The 18241-nt window shown below is 56.9% G+C and carries 18 protein-coding genes, 6 tRNA genes and 1 other RNA gene; 10 read left to right on the top strand and 15 right to left on the bottom strand.

Translation table 11 applies throughout. The features are described 5' to 3' along the window. Positions 1-53 precede the first annotated feature (53 nt). Positions 54-965, top strand: coding sequence for a cysteine synthase CysM (gene cysM, locus ACLEXF_RS09425; protein ID WP_407259643.1), 912 nt, complete (start codon positions 54-56; stop codon positions 963-965). Here cysM and ACLEXF_RS09420 read toward each other — a convergent pair. Beyond that, complete coding sequence (locus ACLEXF_RS09420; protein ID WP_064178311.1) at positions 962-1357, bottom strand: YybH family protein; 396 nt, start codon at positions 1355-1357, stop codon at positions 962-964. The genes cysM and ACLEXF_RS09420 overlap by 4 nt on opposite strands. A 163-nt stretch (positions 1358-1520) precedes the next feature. Next, entirely contained in the window at positions 1521-2819 is a 1299-nt protein-coding gene (ptsJ, locus tag ACLEXF_RS09415; RefSeq protein ID WP_231787021.1) for a transcriptional regulator PtsJ, read from the bottom strand. Positions 2820-2901: 82 nt separating this feature from the next. Here ptsJ and pdxK point away from each other — a divergent pair, with 82 nt between their 5' ends. Further along, positions 2902-3768, top strand: coding sequence for a pyridoxine/pyridoxal/pyridoxamine kinase (pdxK, locus tag ACLEXF_RS09410; protein ID WP_004201995.1), 867 nt, complete (start codon positions 2902-2904; stop codon positions 3766-3768). After that, positions 3765-4004 (top strand): cytoplasmic protein, encoded by a 240-nt coding sequence (locus ACLEXF_RS09405; protein ID WP_231787020.1) that lies wholly within the window; start codon positions 3765-3767, stop codon positions 4002-4004. Before pdxK ends, ACLEXF_RS09405 begins: the two co-directional genes overlap by 4 nt. Positions 4005-4044: 40 nt before the next feature. Here ACLEXF_RS09405 and crr read toward each other — a convergent pair whose 3' ends face one another. From crr to cysZ, 5 genes are all read right to left on the bottom strand, one after another. Then, entirely contained in the window at positions 4045-4554 is a 510-nt protein-coding gene (gene crr, locus ACLEXF_RS09400; protein ID WP_000522253.1) for a PTS glucose transporter subunit IIA, read from the bottom strand. A 42-nt stretch (positions 4555-4596) separates the two neighbouring features. Continuing rightward, complete coding sequence (gene ptsI / locus ACLEXF_RS09395) at positions 4597-6324, bottom strand: phosphoenolpyruvate-protein phosphotransferase PtsI (protein WP_004201998.1); 1728 nt, start codon at positions 6322-6324, stop codon at positions 4597-4599. A 44-nt stretch (positions 6325-6368) separates the two neighbouring features. Continuing rightward, positions 6369-6626, bottom strand: a complete 258-nt coding sequence (gene ptsH / locus ACLEXF_RS09390; RefSeq protein ID WP_002913505.1) for a phosphocarrier protein Hpr — start codon at positions 6624-6626, stop codon at positions 6369-6371. 380 nt (positions 6627-7006) lie between these two features. Beyond that, positions 7007-7978 carry a cysteine synthase A gene (gene cysK / locus ACLEXF_RS09385; protein WP_004202001.1) on the bottom strand — a complete coding sequence of 324 codons (972 nt, stop codon included), beginning with the start codon at positions 7976-7978 and terminating at the stop codon, positions 7007-7009. Between the two features lie 176 nt (positions 7979-8154). Beyond that, positions 8155-8916 (bottom strand): sulfate transporter CysZ, encoded by a 762-nt coding sequence (gene cysZ, locus ACLEXF_RS09380; RefSeq protein WP_407259644.1) that lies wholly within the window; start codon positions 8914-8916, stop codon positions 8155-8157. Positions 8917-9146: 230 nt separating this feature from the next. On the opposite strand from cysZ, the gene zipA reads away from it, so the two are divergent. The 3 genes from zipA (at position 9147) to ACLEXF_RS09365 (ending at position 12513) form a co-directional block, all read left to right on the top strand. Next, entirely contained in the window at positions 9147-10208 is a 1062-nt protein-coding gene (zipA, locus tag ACLEXF_RS09375) for a cell division protein ZipA (RefSeq protein WP_407259645.1), read from the top strand. A 69-nt stretch (positions 10209-10277) separates the two neighbouring features. After that, complete coding sequence (ligA, locus tag ACLEXF_RS09370) at positions 10278-12293, top strand: NAD-dependent DNA ligase LigA (RefSeq protein WP_004202005.1); 2016 nt, start codon at positions 10278-10280, stop codon at positions 12291-12293. A 1-nt stretch (position 12294) separates the two neighbouring features. Then, the gene (locus ACLEXF_RS09365) at positions 12295-12513 is read left to right on the top strand and encodes a DUF3820 family protein (protein ID WP_004202007.1); all 219 of its coding nucleotides are present in this window, start codon (positions 12295-12297) and stop codon (positions 12511-12513) included. Here ACLEXF_RS09365 and ACLEXF_RS09360 read toward each other — a convergent pair. Next, on the bottom strand, positions 12510-13508 hold the full coding sequence (locus tag ACLEXF_RS09360) for a bile acid:sodium symporter family protein (RefSeq protein ID WP_108450920.1): 999 nt from the start codon (positions 13506-13508) through the stop codon (positions 12510-12512). The two genes, ACLEXF_RS09365 and ACLEXF_RS09360, sit on opposite strands and share 4 nt — an antisense overlap. Before the next feature lie 88 nt (positions 13509-13596). Here ACLEXF_RS09360 and ACLEXF_RS09355 point away from each other — a divergent pair, with 88 nt between their 5' ends. After that, positions 13597-14523 carry a LysR family transcriptional regulator gene (locus tag ACLEXF_RS09355; RefSeq protein ID WP_004202013.1) on the top strand — a complete coding sequence of 309 codons (927 nt, stop codon included), beginning with the start codon at positions 13597-13599 and terminating at the stop codon, positions 14521-14523. Between the two features lie 86 nt (positions 14524-14609). On the opposite strand, the gene ACLEXF_RS09350 is transcribed toward ACLEXF_RS09355, so the two are convergent. The 5 genes from ACLEXF_RS09350 to ACLEXF_RS09330 form a co-directional block, all read right to left on the bottom strand. Further along, positions 14610-14745: non-coding RNA, RtT sRNA (locus tag ACLEXF_RS09350), on the bottom strand. A 22-nt stretch (positions 14746-14767) separates the two neighbouring features. Then, positions 14768-14843: transfer RNA gene (locus tag ACLEXF_RS09345), tRNA-Lys, on the bottom strand. A 4-nt stretch (positions 14844-14847) separates the two neighbouring features. Further along, a tRNA-Val gene (locus tag ACLEXF_RS09340) sits at positions 14848-14923 on the bottom strand. Between the two features lie 46 nt (positions 14924-14969). Then, positions 14970-15045 (bottom strand) — tRNA-Val (locus ACLEXF_RS09335). 45 nt (positions 15046-15090) lie between these two features. Then, positions 15091-15166, bottom strand: a tRNA-Val gene (locus tag ACLEXF_RS09330). Between the two features lie 259 nt (positions 15167-15425). Between ACLEXF_RS09330 and gltX the strand changes: the two genes are divergently transcribed. Next, positions 15426-16844 (top strand): glutamate--tRNA ligase, encoded by a 1419-nt coding sequence (gene gltX / locus ACLEXF_RS09325; protein ID WP_004202014.1) that lies wholly within the window; start codon positions 15426-15428, stop codon positions 16842-16844. A gap of 54 nt (positions 16845-16898) precedes the next feature. Here the strand turns inward: gltX and ACLEXF_RS09320 are convergent, their stop codons facing one another. After that, positions 16899-17291: a MerR family transcriptional regulator gene (locus ACLEXF_RS09320; protein WP_004202015.1), complete on the bottom strand. Its 393-nt coding sequence runs from the start codon at positions 17289-17291 to the stop codon at positions 16899-16901. Between the two features lie 3 nt (positions 17292-17294). Next, positions 17295-17648 carry a YfeC-like transcriptional regulator gene (locus ACLEXF_RS09315; protein ID WP_004202017.1) on the bottom strand — a complete coding sequence of 118 codons (354 nt, stop codon included), beginning with the start codon at positions 17646-17648 and terminating at the stop codon, positions 17295-17297. 219 nt (positions 17649-17867) lie between these two features. On the opposite strand from ACLEXF_RS09315, the gene ACLEXF_RS09310 reads away from it, so the two are divergent. Both ACLEXF_RS09310 and ACLEXF_RS09305 read left to right on the top strand, forming a co-directional pair. Beyond that, a tRNA-Ala gene (locus ACLEXF_RS09310) sits at positions 17868-17943 on the top strand. 41 nt (positions 17944-17984) lie between these two features. Further along, positions 17985-18060 (top strand) — tRNA-Ala (locus ACLEXF_RS09305). Positions 18061-18241 lie beyond the last annotated feature (181 nt).

Here is an 18241-nt window from a genome sequence, read left to right as displayed (position 1 = left end):
CTGGTAGGCCGGGTAAGCGAAGCGCCGCCCGGCTTTTTTATTGAGTAAACATCGTGAATACACTCGAACACACCATCGGCAATACCCCTCTGGTCAAACTTCAGCGTCTCGGACCGGACAACGGCAGCGAAATCTGGGTCAAACTCGAAGGCAATAATCCGGCCGGTTCGGTGAAAGATCGCGCTGCGCTGTCGATGATCGTCGAAGCGGAAAAGCGCGGCGAAATTCAGCCCGGCGACGTGCTGATCGAAGCGACCAGCGGCAACACCGGTATCGCGCTGGCGATGATCGCCGCGCTGAAAGGCTACCGGATGAAGCTGCTGATGCCCGACAACATGAGCCAGGAGCGCCGGGCCGCGATGCGCGCCTACGGCGCCGAGCTGATCCTGGTCACCAAAGAGCAGGGGATGGAAGGGGCTCGCGACCTGGCCCTCGAGATGGCTCAGCGCGGGGAGGGCAAACTGCTCGATCAGTTTAACAACCCGGACAACCCCTACGCCCACTACACCACCACCGGGCCGGAAATCTGGCAGCAGACCGCAGGGCGTATCACCCACTTTGTCTCCAGTATGGGGACCACCGGCACCATTACCGGCGTGTCACGATTTCTGCGCGAACAGAGTAAACCGGTGACCATCGTCGGCCTGCAGCCGGAGGAGGGCAGCAGTATTCCCGGGATCCGCCGCTGGCCGGCAGAGTATATGCCGGGGATCTTTAACGCTTCGCTGGTGGATGCGGTGCTGGATATTCATCAGCAGGATGCCGAGAACACCATGCGTCAGCTGGCGGTGCGGGAAGGCATTTTCTGCGGCGTCAGCTCTGGCGGCGCGGTAGGCGGGGCGTTACGTATCGCCCGCGAAAATCCAGGCGCGGTGGTGGTGGCGATCGTCTGCGATCGCGGCGATCGCTACCTCTCCACCGGCGTGTTCGGCGAGGAACACTTTAGCCAGGGAGCGGGTATTTAATCATCGAGCAGGTCGGTGCCGTAGGAGTTATCGACCGTGCACAACCAGCGCTCCCCCCGCTTCTGAAAGACATAGGTTGCGCGTCGCGTAACCTGTGTTATTCCCTGTGCCGTCGGGATATCCAGCCGGGTCTCCATAATCACCAGCGCATTGCCGCCGCCCTCAATGACCTCCATTTTCCCCTGGGTTACTATCAGCCGGTGCTGGAAATAGTCGGCAATGGCGATAAACGCTTTGCGGATATTCTCTTTCCCTCTGACTACCATGCCCGGTTTGACGACCAGCGCGGCGTCTTCCGCGTAATAGCCCATCAGGGTATCGTAATCTTCCTGCGAGATAGCGCGATCGCAGGCTTCGATGACTGCTTTTAGGGTCAGGTCAATGTGATGCATCTCTGGTGCTCCTTATTGTGAGCGATGTGTCCGCCACCGTGAGCGTTTCATCCGTTTCGACGATCCGGGCATGCAGGTAAGACTACGCCTGTTTTCGTTTATTTTTACAGTAACTTGTCGGCAGTAGCTACCACTCCCCGATGCGTTCGACGCACTACCTGCGTCAGGGAGCGTCTAAGACCTGGGCTATATCGGCCGCCAGGCGGGCAATCTCATTGTCATTCAGGCGGCCCAGCGACAGGCGTAGCCCGTGGGAGGGCGTACGAATGCCAAACACCTCCCCCTCGCGGACCAGCCAGCCGGCGCGGGCCAGGCGTAAGGCGTAGGGCTGGCTCGCCGTTGGCAGCGGCAGCCAGAAATTAAGGCCGTCGCCAGGCGTAGCATGGCTGTAGCCGTGCCGGGCCAGCGCTGCCGCCAGTTTCTCATTCTGCTGGCGATAGTGACGGCGGGTCTCCGTCATCGAGGCGATAAATGCCTCATCGGTGAGACAGGCCAGCGTCAGATACTGCAGCAGATGACTGACCCACTGGCTGCCGGCGTTAAGCCGCAGGCGCAGCGCCGAGGAGGTGTCGATATCGCTGGCGATAAAGGCCAGCCGCAGGTCTGGCCCGAGGGTTTTTGACATCGAACGCACCACCGCCCAGCGCTGGGTGCTCGCGGGCAGAGGAGAAAACCAGGGCGTAGCCGACAGCAGGGCAAAATGGTCATCGACGATCGCCAGCACCTGCGGATAACGGACCAGCACCTCCCGCAGGGCATGCGCCCGGGTTTCCGTTAGGCTACAGCCGGTAGGATTGTGCGCGCGCGGGGTTAAGATCACCGCCCGCGCGCCGTTGCGTAACGCCTCCTCCAGCCCGACAGGATCCATCCCCTCGGCATCCACCGCCACCGGGCAGGGGGTAAAGCCAGCGTAACGCACCATATTGATGCTGCTAAGAAAACAGGGATCTTCAACCACCACGCCGTCGCCGGGGAGCAGCAAGGCGCACAGCAGACGCTCCAGCGCGTCAATCGCCCCGCTGGCGAGGTTCAGGGCAAAGGGAACGGTTATCTCCCCGGAAAACCATGCCTCAGCCCATTCGCCAAGCCGCGGCTCGATGGGGGCATCGCCATACAGGTGGGGCGTGCGGGCAATTTGGCCCAGATAGCGTGCTAAATCAGGCAGCCTGGCGGGGTCCGGATTGCCGCTGGAGAGATCGTTCAGCGGCGTCGTGGGGTCACCGCCCTCCAGCGCCGGCAGCGGATCCCGTGCTTTGATGGCCGTGCCGTTTCGTCCCTGGCTCACGGCCAGACCAGATGTCACCAGCCGTTTATAGGCGACGGCGACGGTATTGCGATTCACCGCCAGCTGGCTGGCGAGCTCGCGTACCGGCGGCAGAACCTCTCCGGGCTGCAAGCCACCGCTCTGCACCAGATGGCGGATATGATCGAAGATATCGCTGGCGGTTTTTCCGGCAAACATTATTGACCTATGACAAAATGAAATTTAGCATAGGACGAATCATAATCAGAGCGTGACCCGCTGTCCAGCGGGGGGAGAAAAGATGGGCCAGCAAGATGACATACAATCAGTGCTCTTTCACGACAAAAGCCGGGCGTCGGAAGTCGATATCGTCGCCGTGCAGTCGCAGGTAGTTTACGGCAGCGTCGGCAACAGCATCGCGGTACCGGCGATTAAACAGCACGGTTTGCGCGTGCTGGCGGTGCCGACGGTGCTGTTCAGCAATACGCCCCATTATGAGACGTTCTATGGCGGCATTATCCCGGAGGAGTGGTTTGTCGGGTACCTGCAGGCGCTTGAGGAGCGCGACGCGTTGCGCGAACTGCGTGCGGTGACCACCGGCTATATGGGCAACGCCGTGCAAATTGAACGCCTGGCGCAGTGGCTGACGCGGGTCCGCGACCGCCATCCCGATCTCTGTATTCTGGTGGATCCGGTGATTGGCGATGTCGACAGCGGCATCTACGTCAAGGCCGAGATCCCGGACGCCTATCGTCAGCACCTGCTGCCGCTGGCGCAAGGGATCACCCCTAATCTGTTTGAGCTGGAGACGCTGAGCGGCCGGCGCTGTCGCAATCAGCAGGAGGCGGTCGCCGCGGCGCGAAGCCTGCTGTCGGACAGTCTCAAGTGGGTGGTGATCACCAGCGCGCCAGGAGAGGCCGCTTCGACAATCAATGTGCTGGTGGTGACGGCCGATGCAGTGCAGGTGGTGGTTCACCCGCGGGTGGAGACGGACTTGAAGGGTACCGGCGATCTGTTTTGCGCTGAGCTGGTGAGCGGGTTGCTTTCGGGCCTGGCGCTGGGGGCAGCGACGGAAGCAGCCGCCCAGCGCGTGCTGGAGGTGATGAACTGGACTGCCGCGCAGGGGTGTGACGAACTGATCCTGCCGCCGCTGGAGCAACAGAGATGAAAAGCTATCGGTTAGTGATCCGTCAGCAGGGACGCATTGTTGGTCATTTTGATACCACAGGGGAGTCGGCGCTGGAGGATGCCTGCGTGGCGCGGTCGCTGTTCGGCCTGGCCGGTGGATATCAGTGCGAACTGCTGGTCTCTGACGGCGAGCGGCGCATTCTGGAGAGCACCCCGGAAGGATTGCGTCTCTTATCTCGCGAAAAATGCTATCAGCCGGTGACCCACGCGATATAAAAAAATGGCGCCTTTCGGCGCCATTTCTATGCAGCAATCATTACTTCTTGATGCGGATTACCGGGGTTTCACCCACGGTCACGCTACCGGACAGTTTGATCAGCTCTTTGATCTCGTCCATGTTGGAGATAACCACCGGAGTCAGGGTAGACTTGGCTTTCTCTTCCAGCAGCGGCAGATCGAATTCGATAACCGGGTCGCCGACTTTCACGCGCTGGCCTTCTTCAGCGATACGCTTGAAGCCTTCGCCTTTCAGTTCAACGGTATCAATACCGAAGTGAACGAACAGCTCGATGCCGCTATCAGATTCAATAGAGAACGCATGGTTGGTTTCGAAAATTTTACCAATGGTACCGTCTACCGGCGCGACCATTTTGTTGCCGGTCGGTTTGATGGCAATCCCATCGCCCACAATTTTTTCCGCAAAAACCACATCCGGCACGTCTTCAATGTTGACGATCTCACCGGAGAGGGGAGCAACAATCTCAATAGTTCCGGTGTCTTTCTTGTCATCAGAAACCAGAGATTTCAATTTATCAAACAAACCCATGATCTTCTCCTAAGCAGTAATTTGGGCCGCGCATCTCGTGGATTAGCAGATTGTTTTTTCTTCAATGAACTTGTTAACCAGCGTCATTAACTCGTCCGTTGTCGGTTGAGCAAGAGCCTGCTCTGCTAATACTTTCGCATCTTCGAAGTTCGTGTTACGAATAATCTTCTTGATGCGCGGGATGGAAATGGCGCTCATAGAGAATTCGTCCAGCCCCATACCCAGCAACAGAAGTGTAGCACGTTCATCGCCCGCAAGCTCACCGCACATGCCAGTCCATTTACCTTCAGCGTGAGAAGCATCAATAACTTGCTTAATCAGATTCAGTACAGACGGTGACATCGGCTGGTAAAGATGTGAAATCATATCATTACCACGGTCAACTGCCAGAGTATATTGCGTTAAATCATTGGTGCCGATACTAAAGAAATCAACTTCTTTGGCCAGATGACGAGCAATGGTCGCCGCAGCCGGTGTTTCCACCATCACGCCGATCTCAATGGATTCGTCAAATGCTTTACCTTCGTCACGCAGTTCCTGTTTGTAGATTTCGATCTCTTTCTTCAGCGCACGCACTTCTTCAACAGAGATGATCATCGGGAACATAATGCGCAGCTTACCGAAAGCGGAGGCACGCAGGATGGCGCGAACCTGATCGCGGAGGATCTCTTTACGATCCATGGCGATACGCACGGCACGCCAGCCGAGGAACGGGTTCTCTTCTTTCGGGAAGTTCATGTACGGCAGCTCTTTGTCGCCGCCGATGTCCATGGTACGCACGATAACGGCCTGAGAGCCACAGGCTTCAGCCACCGCTTTATAAGCCGCAAACTGCTCTTCTTCGGTTGGCAGCGCGTCGCGATCCATGAACAGGAATTCAGTACGATACAGGCCTACGCCTTCGGCGCCGTTGCGCTCAGCACCTTCGACGTCGCGAACGGTACCGATGTTGGCGCACACTTCAACCTGATGGCCGTCGAGAGTAATCGCCGGCAGATCTTTCAGTTTCGCCAGTTCGGCTTTTTCTTCCGCAACCTGAGCCTGCAGATTACGCAGCGCTTCAATTTGCTCGTTAGACGGGTTGATCAGAACCTGGTTGTTCACCGCGTCGAGAATCAGATAGTCGCCGTTTTTCACCTGCGCCGTGATGCTGCCGGTGCCCACGATGGCCGGCAGTTCCAGGGAACGCGCCATGATGGAGGTGTGGGAGGTACGGCCGCCCGCGTCGGTGATGAAACCCAGCACTTTTTTCAGGTTCAGCTGTGCGGTTTCAGACGGGGTCAGATCGGCGGCGACGAGGATGACTTCATCCTGAATCGCGCTCAGATCGATGATAGCCAGACCAAGGATGTTGCGCAGCAGGCGCTTACCGATATCACGTACGTCAGCCGCACGTTCTTTCAGGTATTCATCGTCCAGCTCTTCCAGGGCAGTGGCCTGACCGTCGATAACTTCATTGGCTGCCGCGTCGGCAGTCATGTGCTTATCTTTAATCAGGGCTATGATTTCCTGCTCAAGCTCCTCATCTTCCAGCAGCATAATATGCCCTTCGAAGATGGCTTCTTTTTCTTCACCGAAAGTTTCACCAGCTTTGGTTTTGATGACCTCCAGCTGGGCGGAGGCCTTGGCGCGGCCGCTCAGGAAACGTTCGACTTCCTGATCAACCTTATCGGCAGAAATTTTCTTCCGGTCGATGACAATTTCATCTTCCTTCAGCAGCAGTGCTTTGCCGAAGGCGATACCCGGGGATGCTAAAATGCCTGAAATCATAACCCTACCTTACTTGTGACTGATATGAAAAAGAACCCGTGAACTTACTCGAGTTCAGCCATCAGTTTAACCAGATGCTCAACAGCTTTCTGCTCATCTTCGCCTTCCGCGGAGAGGGTCACTACGGTGCCCTGGGTCAGGCCCAGAGTCTGCAGTTTGAACAGGCTTTTGGCGCTGGCGCTTTTGCCGTTGGAGGTTACAGTGATCTCAGAAGTGAAGCCTTTAGCTTCTTTAACAAACTGAGCAGCAGGGCGGGTGTGCAGACCGTTCGGAGCGGTAATGGTAACTTCTTGCTGGAACATTATATTTCCCCAACTTATAGGTTTAGTGTTGTGGACCTAAAGTCTAGTCTAACGACTCGACTTTAGCCTGTATTGTTAGCGCCGGCGTTACGTTTCCGGCCTTGGCGTCGGCAGCGCCTGGCGCTGCGAAGACCTGCGGGCCATTGACGTCTAGCACGTCATTAAACATTATGCCGCGAAAGGAAGACTTGAACCAAATCATAAAATCGATTCAGCTGGCGGAAATCCTCTTCTGAATAATTTCGCGCATCAAAATAAATGTGCTGGTTAAATACCAGACCCTACGAGGTGAATCAATGCCAGGAGGGGTAAAACTTTGACGTATGCCACAAAAAAGCACCTGAAAAGGTGCTTTTTTACACATTATTTACAAGCTGGCACTACTGTTGCAGTTCTTTCTCGGTGAAGAGATCGGCAAACAGCGCGGTGCTTAAATAACGCTCACCCGAGGAAGGCAGGATAACCACAATATTCTTATTGGTAAAGGCCTCATCTTCCTGCAGCTTCAGCGCCGCGGCAACGGCGGCCCCGGAAGAGATACCCGCCAGGATGCCTTCTTCTTCCATCAGGCGGCGTGCGGTGGAGATCGCTTCATCATTGGTGATGCCGATTACTTTGTCCACCAGCTTCAGATCCAGGTTGCCAGGAATGAAGCCGGCGCCGATGCCCTGAATTTTGTGCGGGCCCGGCTTGAGCTCTTCACCCGCCAGTGCCTGGGAGATGACCGGCGAATCGGTCGGTTCAACCGCGACGGTGATCAGATCTTTTTTGCCCTTGGTGTTTTTAATGTAGCGGCTGACGCCGGTCAGCGTACCGCCGGTACCGACGCCGGAGATGAAGACATCCACCTGACCGTCGGTGTCTTCCCAGATTTCCGGACCGGTGGTCTTTTCGTGGATTTCCGGGTTAGCCGGGTTGCTGAACTGCTGCAGCAGCAGGAATTTTTCCGGGTTGCTGGCGACAATCTCTTCCGCTTTCTGAATGGCGCCTTTCATGCCTTTGGCACCTTCGGTCAGCACCAGGTTGGCGCCCAGCGCTTTCAGAAGCTTACGACGCTCAATGCTCATGGTTTCCGGCATGGTTAGCGTTAGCTTGTAGCCGCGTGCCGCCGCCACGTAGGCGAGGGCGATACCGGTGTTGCCGCTGGTCGGTTCGACCAGTTCCACGCCAGGTTTCAGCACGCCGCGCTTTTCAGCATCCCAGATCATATTGGCGCCGATACGGCATTTTACGCTAAAGCTCGGGTTACGAGATTCTACCTTTGCCAGGATACGACCGTTACCAATTCGGTTCAGTCGTACCAGCGGCGTATGACCGATAGTCAGGGAGTTGTCTTCAAAAATCTTACTCATGGCCCGTCCTTAACTGTATGAAATTTGGGGGTACGGCATCAGCATACCCGCTTAAAGAATATGCGGAAGTAAGGATTTAGCATATCTATATGCGTAAGGGAAATAATGATGTGCAAGAAGGAATAAGCGGAGATATAAGGAGCGGCGCTCGCCGCTCCCGGGGGGAGGTGTGACGACTACTTCCAGCTGGCGTGTCTGTCGCGATAGCAATCGACCCACATGGCGGTGGCGCCGCAGATAGCCACCGGGAGGATCACCAGGTTTAACACCGGGATCATGGTGAACAGGCTGGTGAGCGCGCCAAACTGAATATTCATCACCTTGCGGCTGCGCAGCGCTTCGCGCATGGTCCTGAAGGGGACCTTGTGGTTATCGAAGGGGTAATCGCAGTATTGAATCGCCAGCATCCATGCGCTGAACAGGAACCAGAGTACCGGAGCCACCGTCTGGCCAACGCCGGGTATAAAGTAGAGCAGCAACAGCACGATGGCGCGGGGCAGGTACCATGCCAGCTTCTGCCACTCACGCTTCATGATGCGTGGAATATCCTTCATGATGCCAAAGACGCCGACGTCCGGCGGGGTGGCGCCAGTCAGACGCGCTTCCAGCTGTTCCGCCAGCAGGCCGCTGAACGGTGCGGCAATCCAGTTGGCAATAGTAGAAAAGAAGTAGCCAAACACCAGCAGGATCGACAGCACCACCACCGGCCACAGCAGGTAGTTCAGCCACTGCAGCCAGTCAGGTACATGGCTCATCAGCGAAGGGATCCAGCTGTTGAGACGGGTAAACAGCCACCAGAAAGCACCGCCCATCAGCAGCACGTTAACCAGTAAAGGCAGGAAGACATAACGACGTATGCCCGGCAGCCCGATGAGTTTCCAGCCCTGCGAAAAATAGTGTACGCCGCTACGCGGGGTCGGTGCGGATGATGAAACCATAGCCAGGCATTGCTCCTTTTTTAACATCCAGTGTGAATGCTCGCTTATTTTATCGGGTCGTCAGACAATAACCAGTTAGGAAATGTTCGAAAAAACAGCAAAAAGCACGATTTAGTTCATCTTTATGTGGTGAAAGCGACCGACGCACTTGCACTTGAGGTAATCGGCAAATACTCTTAGTGAGTAAATGTTTGCCGTGGTGGCAAGGTGTTAGAACAACAGAGAATATAATGATGCAGGATTTGCGTCTGATATTAATCATTGTTGGCGCGATCGCCATAATCGCTTTACTGGTACATGGTTTCTGGACCAGCCGTAAAGAACGTTCTTCGATGTTTCGCGATCGCCCACTGAAACGTATGAAGTCGCGCGACGATGAGTCGGAAAACGACGACTTTGATGATAATGTTGAAGGCGTAGGTGAAGTCCGCGTTCATCCGGTGACTCACGCTCCGCACGGCGCGCATGGGGAGCATGAAGCCCCTCGTCAGGCGCCGCAGCACCAGTACCAGCCGCCTTACGAGCGCCAGATGCAGCAGCCTGTGCGTCCTGAGGAACCGGTTCGTCAGGCGCCGCCGCCGCGCCAGGCCCCGGTACAACCGCAGGGACAACCGTCTGCGCCGCATGCGGCTCCACAGCCGGGCTGGCAACAGCCGCAACCCGCGCAGCCGCCCGTGCAACCGCAACACCAGCCGCAGCCTGTTGTGCAACAGCCTGCCGCGCCGCAGCCGGTGACCCCGACCGTCGCCCAGCCGCAGCCGGCCGCTCCGCAGCAGCCTGCGCCACAGCCTGTTGCCGCGCCGCAGCCCGCGGTGGCTGAACCGCAGCCGACAGAGCCGCAGCAGCCTGCAGCGCCGCAGCCGAAAGAGCGTAAAGAGACGGTCATCGTGATGAACGTCGCCGCGCACCATGGCGCGCAGCTTAACGGCGAGGTGCTTATCAATAGCATCCAGCAGGCCGGCTTCAAGTTTGGTGAAATGAATATTTTCCACCGCCATCTGAGCCCGGACGGCAGCGGCCCGGTGCTATTCAGCCTGGCCAACATGGTGAAGCCGGGGACCTTCAATCCGGACAGCATGGCGGATATGATGACCCCTGGGGTGACTATCTTTATGCAGGTCCCTTCCTACGGTGATGAACTGCAGAACTTCAAGCTGATGCTGCAGTCTGCGCAGTATATCGCCGATGAAGTGGGCGGCGTGGTGCTTGACGATCAGCGTCGCATGATGACGCCGCAAAAACTGCGTGAATACCAGGATCGTATTCGCGAAGTGAAAGACGCGAACGCCTGACGTCCCGCGTTATCTCAACTCCTTCTCAACCCCCGCCTGTCGGGGGTTTTTTATCATTGATGGTGTGATATGGAACCGATCGAACAACAACTGACTGAACTGCGAACCACGCTTCGCCATCATGAATACCTGTACCACGTTATGGACGCGCCGGAAGTGCCCGATGCGGAGTATGACCGGCTGATGCGCGAGCTGCGCGAGCTGGAGAGCCAGCATCCGGAGCTGATTACCCCGGATTCGCCGACTCAGCGCGTGGGGGCGGCGCCACTGACCGCCTTCAGCCAGATCCGCCATGAAGTGCCGATGCTGTCGCTGGACAACGTGTTTGACGAAGAGAGCTTTCTGGCCTTCAACAAGCGGGTGCTGGATCGCCTGAAAAGCACAGACCCGCTCATCTACTGCTGCGAGCTGAAGCTCGACGGTCTCGCGGTGAGCATTCTCTACGAAAACGGCGTGCTGGTGCAGGCGGCGACCCGCGGCGACGGCACCACCGGCGAGGATATTACCTCTAACGTGCGAACCATCCGCACCATCCCGCTCAGGCTGCATGGCGATAATATCCCCGCACGCCTGGAGGTGCGCGGGGAAGTGTTCCTCCCACAGGCCGGGTTCGAAAAAATCAATGAAGAAGCTCGCCGCACCGGCGGAAAAGTGTTTGCTAACCCGCGCAATGCGGCGGCGGGCTCGTTGCGCCAGCTGGACCCGCGCATCACCGCGAAGCGACCGCTTACTTTCTTCTGCTACGGCGTTGGGGTGCTGGAGGGCGGTGAGCTGCCGGCCAGCCACTCGGCCCGTTTACAGCAGTTCAAAGCATGGGGATTACCGGTGAGCGATCGCGTCACTCTTTGCCATACCCCCGAGGAAGTGCTCACTTACTATCGTAAAGTCGAGGAAGATCGTCCCCATCTGGGCTTTGACATTGATGGCGTGGTGATCAAAGTCGATTCGCTGGCGCTGCAGGAACAGCTGGGTTTCGTCGCCCGCGCGCCGCGCTGGGCCGTGGCCTTTAAGTTCCCGGCCCAGGAGCAGATGACTTTCGTCCGGGACGTGGAGTTCCAGGTGGGTCGCACCGGGGCGATTACGCCGGTGGCGCGCCTGGAGCCGGTCCATGTCGCCGGCGTGCTGGTGAGTAATGCCACTTTGCATAACGCCGATGAGATTGAACGCTTAGGCTTGAAAATCGGCGACAAGGTGGTGATTCGCCGGGCAGGCGACGTGATCCCTCAGGTGGTCAACGTGGTGCTTTCCGAACGTCCGGCAGATGCCCGGGATGTTGAATTCCCGACCCACTGCCCGGTTTGTCAGTCCGACGTTGAGCGAGTGGAAGGCGAGGCGGTAGCCCGCTGTACCGGCGGCCTGATCTGCGGCGCGCAGCGCAAAGAGTCGCTCAAGCACTTTGTCTCCCGTCGCGCGCTGGACGTTGACGGCATGGGCGATAAGATCATCGACCAGCTGGTGGAGAAAGAGTACGTCCATACCCCGGCGGATCTGTTCCGGCTGACCGCAGGGAAACTGACCGGGCTGGATCGGATGGGGCCGAAGTCCGCGCAAAACGTGGTCAACGCTCTCGAGAAAGCCAAAGAGACAACCTTCGCGCGTTTCCTCTACGCCTTGGGCATTCGCGAGGTAGGAGAAGCCACGGCGGCAGGCCTGGCGGCGCATTTTGGCACCCTCGAAGCCCTGGAGCAGGCTTCCATTGAGGAGCTGCAGAAGGTCCCTGATGTCGGCATCGTCGTCGCCACCCATACTTTCAACTTCTTTGCCGAAGAGAGCAACCGCGATGTCATCGCGCAGCTGCTGGCGGAAGGGGTTCACTGGCCGGCGCCGGTGGTGGTGAAGGCGGAAGAGATTGACAGCCCGTTTGCAGGCAAAACCGTCGTCCTGACCGGCAGCCTCAGTCAGTTGTCGCGGGATGATGCCAAAGCGCGTCTGGTGGCGCTGGGGGCGAAGGTGGCGGGCAGCGTGTCGAAGAAAACCGATCTGGTGATTGCAGGCGAAGCGGCGGGTTCTAAGCTGGCGAAAGCGCAGGAGCTCGGCATCGAGGTGATTGACGAAGCCGAAATGATGCGCCTGTTGGGAGAATAACGTGGATAAAGCGCAGCTGGTCGAGATCGCCAATACCGAGATGCCGTTCGGTAAATACAAGGGGCGTCGTTTAATCGATGTCCCGGAGGAGTATTTATTGTGGTTCGCGCGCAAGGATCAATTCCCTGCCGGCCATCTCGGCGAGCTGATGGCGCTGACCCTGCTGATTAAAAGCGAGGGGCTGAGCGATCTGGTCCAGCCCCTGAAGAAAGCGCGTTAGGCTTTGGCGGCGTTAGTTTTTTCCTGAGCGAGACGCGCATCGGTTTGCCGTTTATAGCGCCGCGCCAGCACCGCGCAGACCATCAGCTGGATTTGATGGAAGATCATCAGCGGCAGCACCATGATGCCGAGGATGGAGGTCGGGAAGAGAATATTGGCCATCGGGATGCCGTTGGCCAGGCTCTTTTTCGAACCGCAGAAGACGATGGTAATTTCATCAGCTTTGTTAAAGCCGCAGCGGCGGGCGACGAACACGTTGACCGCGATGACGATGGCCAGCAGCACCAGGCTGATTACCACGATAAACAGCAGCGATCCCAGGCCCACTTTATGCCAGATCCCGTTCACCACCGCCTCGCTAAAGGCGGAGTAGACCACCAGCAGAATCGAGGTCTGGTCGGTCTTACCAATCCACTTCTTATGCTTCGCCACCCAGTTGCCGATCCACGGCCGCGATAAATGGCCGAGCACGAAAGGCAACAGCAGCTGCAGCATGATCTTTCCGACCTGCTCGAGGCTACCGCCTGCGCCGTGAAGGTTCATCAGGACCCCCACCAGCAGTGGTGAAACAAAGATGCCCAACAGGCTGGAGGCCGAAGCTGAGCAGACCGCCGCCGCGACGTTGCCTCCGGCCAGCGAGGTGAAGGCGATGGCGGATTGCACGGTGGCCGGCAGAATGCACAAATAAATAAAGCCGCTGTAGAGCATTGGATCGACCTTCACCGGCGCCCACCAGGCAAACAGAACCCCCAGCACCGGGAAGAGGATAAAGGTGCTGCACATCACCCACAGATGCAAACGCCAGTGGCTGCCGCCGGCGATAATTGCCTCCCGGGAGAGTTTGGCGCCATGCATAAAGAACAGCAGGGCGATGGCGGCGGTGGTGAGATGTTCAAAGAAGGGGACGAAAGCGCCACGGGCCGGGAAGAATGAGGCCAACAGGACAACGGTGACCAGGGTTGCCGTAAACGGATCGAGAATGCGGAAAAGTTTCATAAACGCTCCTGAAAAGAGATGCGCTATTGTGCTTTTTTTGATTTGAGAAATAAAATTGATTTATTGCATCTATTCATGAATTAAAAAGATGAATTACTCTCTGCGTCAGTTAAAAGTATTCGTTACCGTTGCCCGCGCCAGGAGCTTTAGCCGGGCGGGGGAGATGATTGGCTTAAGCCAGTCGGCCGTCAGCCACAGCGTCAAGGAGCTGGAGCATCAGACCGGAGTCCGTCTCCTTGACCGTACCACCCGGGAGGTGGTCCTCACCGAGGCGGGTCAGCAGCTGGCAGGCAGGCTGGAGCGTTTGCTCGATGAGCTTGCGGTGACGCTGCGCGATGCCGGTCGGGTAGGCCAGCAGCTGAGTGGCACCGTTAAGGTCGCCGCCAGTCAGACGATTTCCGCCCACCTTATTCCGCAGTGTATTGCTCACAGTAATCGACGTTATCCTGATATCGATTTTGTGCTGCACGACCGGCCCCAGCAGTGGGTCCTGGAGAGTATTCGCCAGGGAGAAGTGGATTTTGGCATCGTGATTGATCCAGGCCCGGCGGCCGATCTGCAGTGCGAGGTAGTCCTGGCGGAACCTTTTTTGCTGCTCTGCCGGGAGGATCATCCTTTTGCCAGCCTGACTGAAGTGCCGTGGCAGGCGCTACAGAATGAGAGACTGATCCTGCAGGACTATGCTTCCGGCAGCCGTCCGCTGATTGATGCGGCGCTCAGCAGGCTGGCTGTCCGGGCGAACATTGTGCAGGAGATTGGCCATCCGGCAACGTTGTTTCCGATGGTGGAGTCGGGAATTGGCATCAGCGTACTGCCGGCGCTGGCGCTGCCGTTACCGCAGGGAAGCCATCTGGCGGTGAAGCGACTGACTCCGGTAATGGAGCGGCAGCTGATGCTGGCATGCCGGAAAAACCGCTCGCTGTCGACCGCCGCCCAGGCGTTATGGGAAATCGTGCGAGAAGAAGGGGGCAATCTCACCGCCGCCAGGGTTGAAGATCCGCTGTATCAGCGTTGATCGCGGTTTATCGCCACGGGGAAGCTCGTGGCCGGGGCTGTGTTCCACGCATAGCAAAAAGGCGCCTTTAGGGCGCCTTTTTACACTGGTGGGTCGTGCAGGATGACTCGACTTCGCCTCGCCCTTCGGGCCGTCGCCGCAAGCGGCTCCGTTGTCTCACTGCGTTCGACCCGAACCTGCTGCAGGTTCGAATCGTTGAGTTCGGCGCATAGCAAAAAGGCGCCTTTAGGGCGCCTTTTTACATTGGTGGGTCGTGCAGGATTCGAACCTGCGACCAATTGATTAAAAGTCAACTGCTCTACCAACTGAGCTAACGACCCGAAGTGGTGGGTGATGACGGGATCGAACCGCCGACCCCCTCCTTGTAAGGGAGGTGCTCTCCCAGCTGAGCTAATCACCCACTTCGGTACTTCACATTTTGACAGAAAATCCAGCTGGCGAGAAATTGGTGGGTGATGACGGGATCGAACCGCCGACCCCCTCCTTGTAAGGGAGGTGCTCTCCCAGCTGAGCTAATCACCCACTTCTCAATTTTCTGTTCTACACGGCGGAGACTACGTTAAGTAGTGGTGGGTGATGACGGGATCGAACCGCCGACCCCCTCCTTGTAAGGGAGGTGCTCTCCCAGCTGAGCTAATCACCCCCGCTGTGTGGAGTCGCATTATAGGGAGAGTTGAAAATGAGTCAACGCCTTTTCTAAAGAATTCGTTCGTTCGTCGTAAAATTAAACAAAGCGATCGTAAAACCGGCGTCATAGCATGATTTATAAACAAAAATGGTAAACCGCGACGTTCCGACGGGAACAACATTGAGGAATCAGCCCACGGTGTTAGAATATTGACCCATAATTTCCACCGGACATTGCCGTCTATCGGCATCTTTATTAAACGTAAGGCCAATTCATGAAAATCAAAACTCGCTTCGCGCCAAGCCCAACCGGCTATCTGCACGTTGGCGGTGCGCGTACTGCTCTCTATTCCTGGCTTTTTGCCCGTAACCACGGCGGTGAGTTTGTACTGCGTATTGAAGACACCGATCTCGAACGCTCCACCCCGGAAGCAATTGAAGCCATCATGGATGGCATGAACTGGCTGAATCTGCAATGGGACGAAGGTCCCTATTACCAGACCAAACGTTTCGATCGTTATAACAACGTGATCGATGAGATGCTGGAAGCCGGTACCGCTTATAAATGCTATTGCTCGAAAGAGCGTCTGGAAGCGTTGCGCGAAGAGCAGATGGCGAACGGTGAGAAGCCGCGTTACGATGGCCGCTGCCGCCATAGCCACGAGCATCATGCCGACGATGAGCCGTGCGTGGTGCGTTTCGCCAACCCGCAGGAAGGGTCAGTTATTTTTGACGATCAGATCCGCGGACCTATCGAGTTCAGCAACCAGGAGCTGGACGATCTGATCATTCGCCGTACCGATGGTTCCCCGACCTACAACTTCTGCGTCGTCGTGGATGACTGGGACATGGCGATCACCCACGTGATCCGTGGTGAAGATCATATCAATAACACGCCGCGCCAGATCAACATCCTTAAAGCGCTGAACGCGCCGGTGCCGGTATACGCGCACGTATCGATGATTAACGGCGACGATGGCAAGAAACTCTCCAAGCGCCACGGGGCGGTCAGCGTGATGCAGTATCGCGACGATGGCTACCTGCCGGAAGCGTTGCTTAACTATCTGGTGCGTCTGGGCTGGTCCCATGGCGATCAGGAGATCTTCACCCGCGAAGAGATGATCGAGTTCTTCTCGCTGGGGGCGGTCAGCAAATCCGCCAGTGCGTTCAACACCGACAAGCTGCTGTGGCTGAACCATCATTACATCAATACTCTGCCGGCGGAGTATGTGGCGACCCATCTGCAGTGGCATATCGAGCAGGAAAATATCGATACCCGCAACGGTCCGCAGCTGGCCGAGTTGGTGAAGCTGCTGGGCGAGCGTTGCAAAACGCTGAAAGAGATTGCCCAGAGCTGCCGCTACTTCTATGAAGAGTTCGCTGAGTTCGACGCCGACGCGGCGAAGAAACATCTGCGTCCGGTAGCGCGTCAGCCGCTGGAAGTCGTCCGCGACAAGCTGGCGGCGATTAGCGACTGGACGGCGGAAAACGTCCACCACGCGATTCAGGCGACCGCTGATGAGCTGGAAGTGGGCATGGGTAAAGTCGGTATGCCGCTGCGCGTGGCCGTTACCGGTGCTGGGCAGTCTCCTGCGCTTGACGTAACCGTCCATGCAATCGGCAAGTCCCGTAGCGTAGAGCGTATCAATAAAGCGCTGGCTTTTATCGCTGAGCGCGAAGGCCAGGCGTCCTGACGGGGACGTAGATGATATAACGGCAGGATATACTCCTGCCGTTTTTTTTGTCTGTTACGCCGGGCTGGCGATGCCGAGGCGGGCAAGAAAACCGCTAATCCCTTCCCGGGCCAGCAAGTCGCGGAGCTGCAGCTGTTCTGCCGGAGTCATCAGTTGCAGGGTTTCTGTGATTTGCCGCCAGATCGCGTCCGCCTCATTGACCAGGTAAGCGCCTGGCGATTCCGCGAGATGATTGTCGCTAAACAGATGGCGTCTGGCGGGAATGTTAGTCAAAAACTCACGCACCGGTTGGTCGATGACCACCAGTCGCGCTCGTCCCCCTTTAACGCCGGGTATCGCTTCTGTGCGCCATTTCTTCTCCCGAACCCAGCGATTGATCGTTTGTCTGGCCAGCCCCAGGCAGTCGGCAAGCTCTGCGGGCGTCATTTTATCTTTTAGTTTCATCATGGTTTACCGATCGCGGATCCCTAACCGAAGCAGTAACCCGGTGATCCCCTCGCGCAGCAACAGCGACATAAGCTGCTTCTGCTCGCTGGGGGTGAGTTCTTTACAGAGGGTCAGCAGCAGCGATTCCAGATCGCTGTCGTGGGGAGAATAGGTGCCGGGCGTCTCCGCCACGCGCTGGGCGCTGCGGATAAACTCCCTGACTTGCTCATTGACATGGACCAGGCGCGCCTTGCCGCCCTGGACGCCAGGCCGCGGAGAGGTCTGCCAGCCTTCTTTCCGCACCCACTTATTGATAGTTTGCCGACTGTAGCCGGTCAGATGGGCGATTTCTTCAGGTGTCATTCGTTCCTTGAGCATACTATTTCCTGAGTAAATGTATGGGAATTAGCTGCCCATGTTATAGCATCCTTTTACTGGAAAAGGTGACCTGTTTAACTTCTGGCTGCGATAAGGCTCGCAATGTCAGCAGGTTGCCTGCTTTTTCAGCGATTGAATCGAGAAGGATAATTTTGCCGTTGACACCTGAGCGAGGAATTCATATTATGCCGCCCGTCAACACGACACGCTTTACGTTACGGGGCTATAGCTCAGCTGGGAGAGCGCTTGCATGGCATGCAAGAGGTCAGCGGTTCGATCCCGCTTAGCTCCACCAAATTCTGCACCCAGCGGATTTGGTTCGTAAAGAGGTCCTGTGGGGCTATAGCTCAGCTGGGAGAGCGCTTGCATGGCATGCAAGAGGTCAGCGGTTCGATCCCGCTTAGCTCCACCAAAATTCAGAACCCTCGCTTCGGCGGGGGTTTTTGTTTTTATCTATTTTCATGTAAAGCATTTTCTGCTTAAGTCAGTTAATCTCCAGCAATTAAAATCGAAAGTAATTTCAGACTTTTTCCTGATAAATCACCTTGCCTGCCCTAAATAAGCAACATAACATTTCCCCCATTAAACGTAAT

The sequence above is a fragment of the Klebsiella pneumoniae complex sp. WS1778 genome, assembly GCF_049472055.1.
GTDB lineage: Bacteria > Pseudomonadota > Gammaproteobacteria > Enterobacterales > Enterobacteriaceae > Klebsiella > Klebsiella quasipneumoniae.
This window is presented reverse-complemented; position numbering and strand designations above follow the sequence as displayed.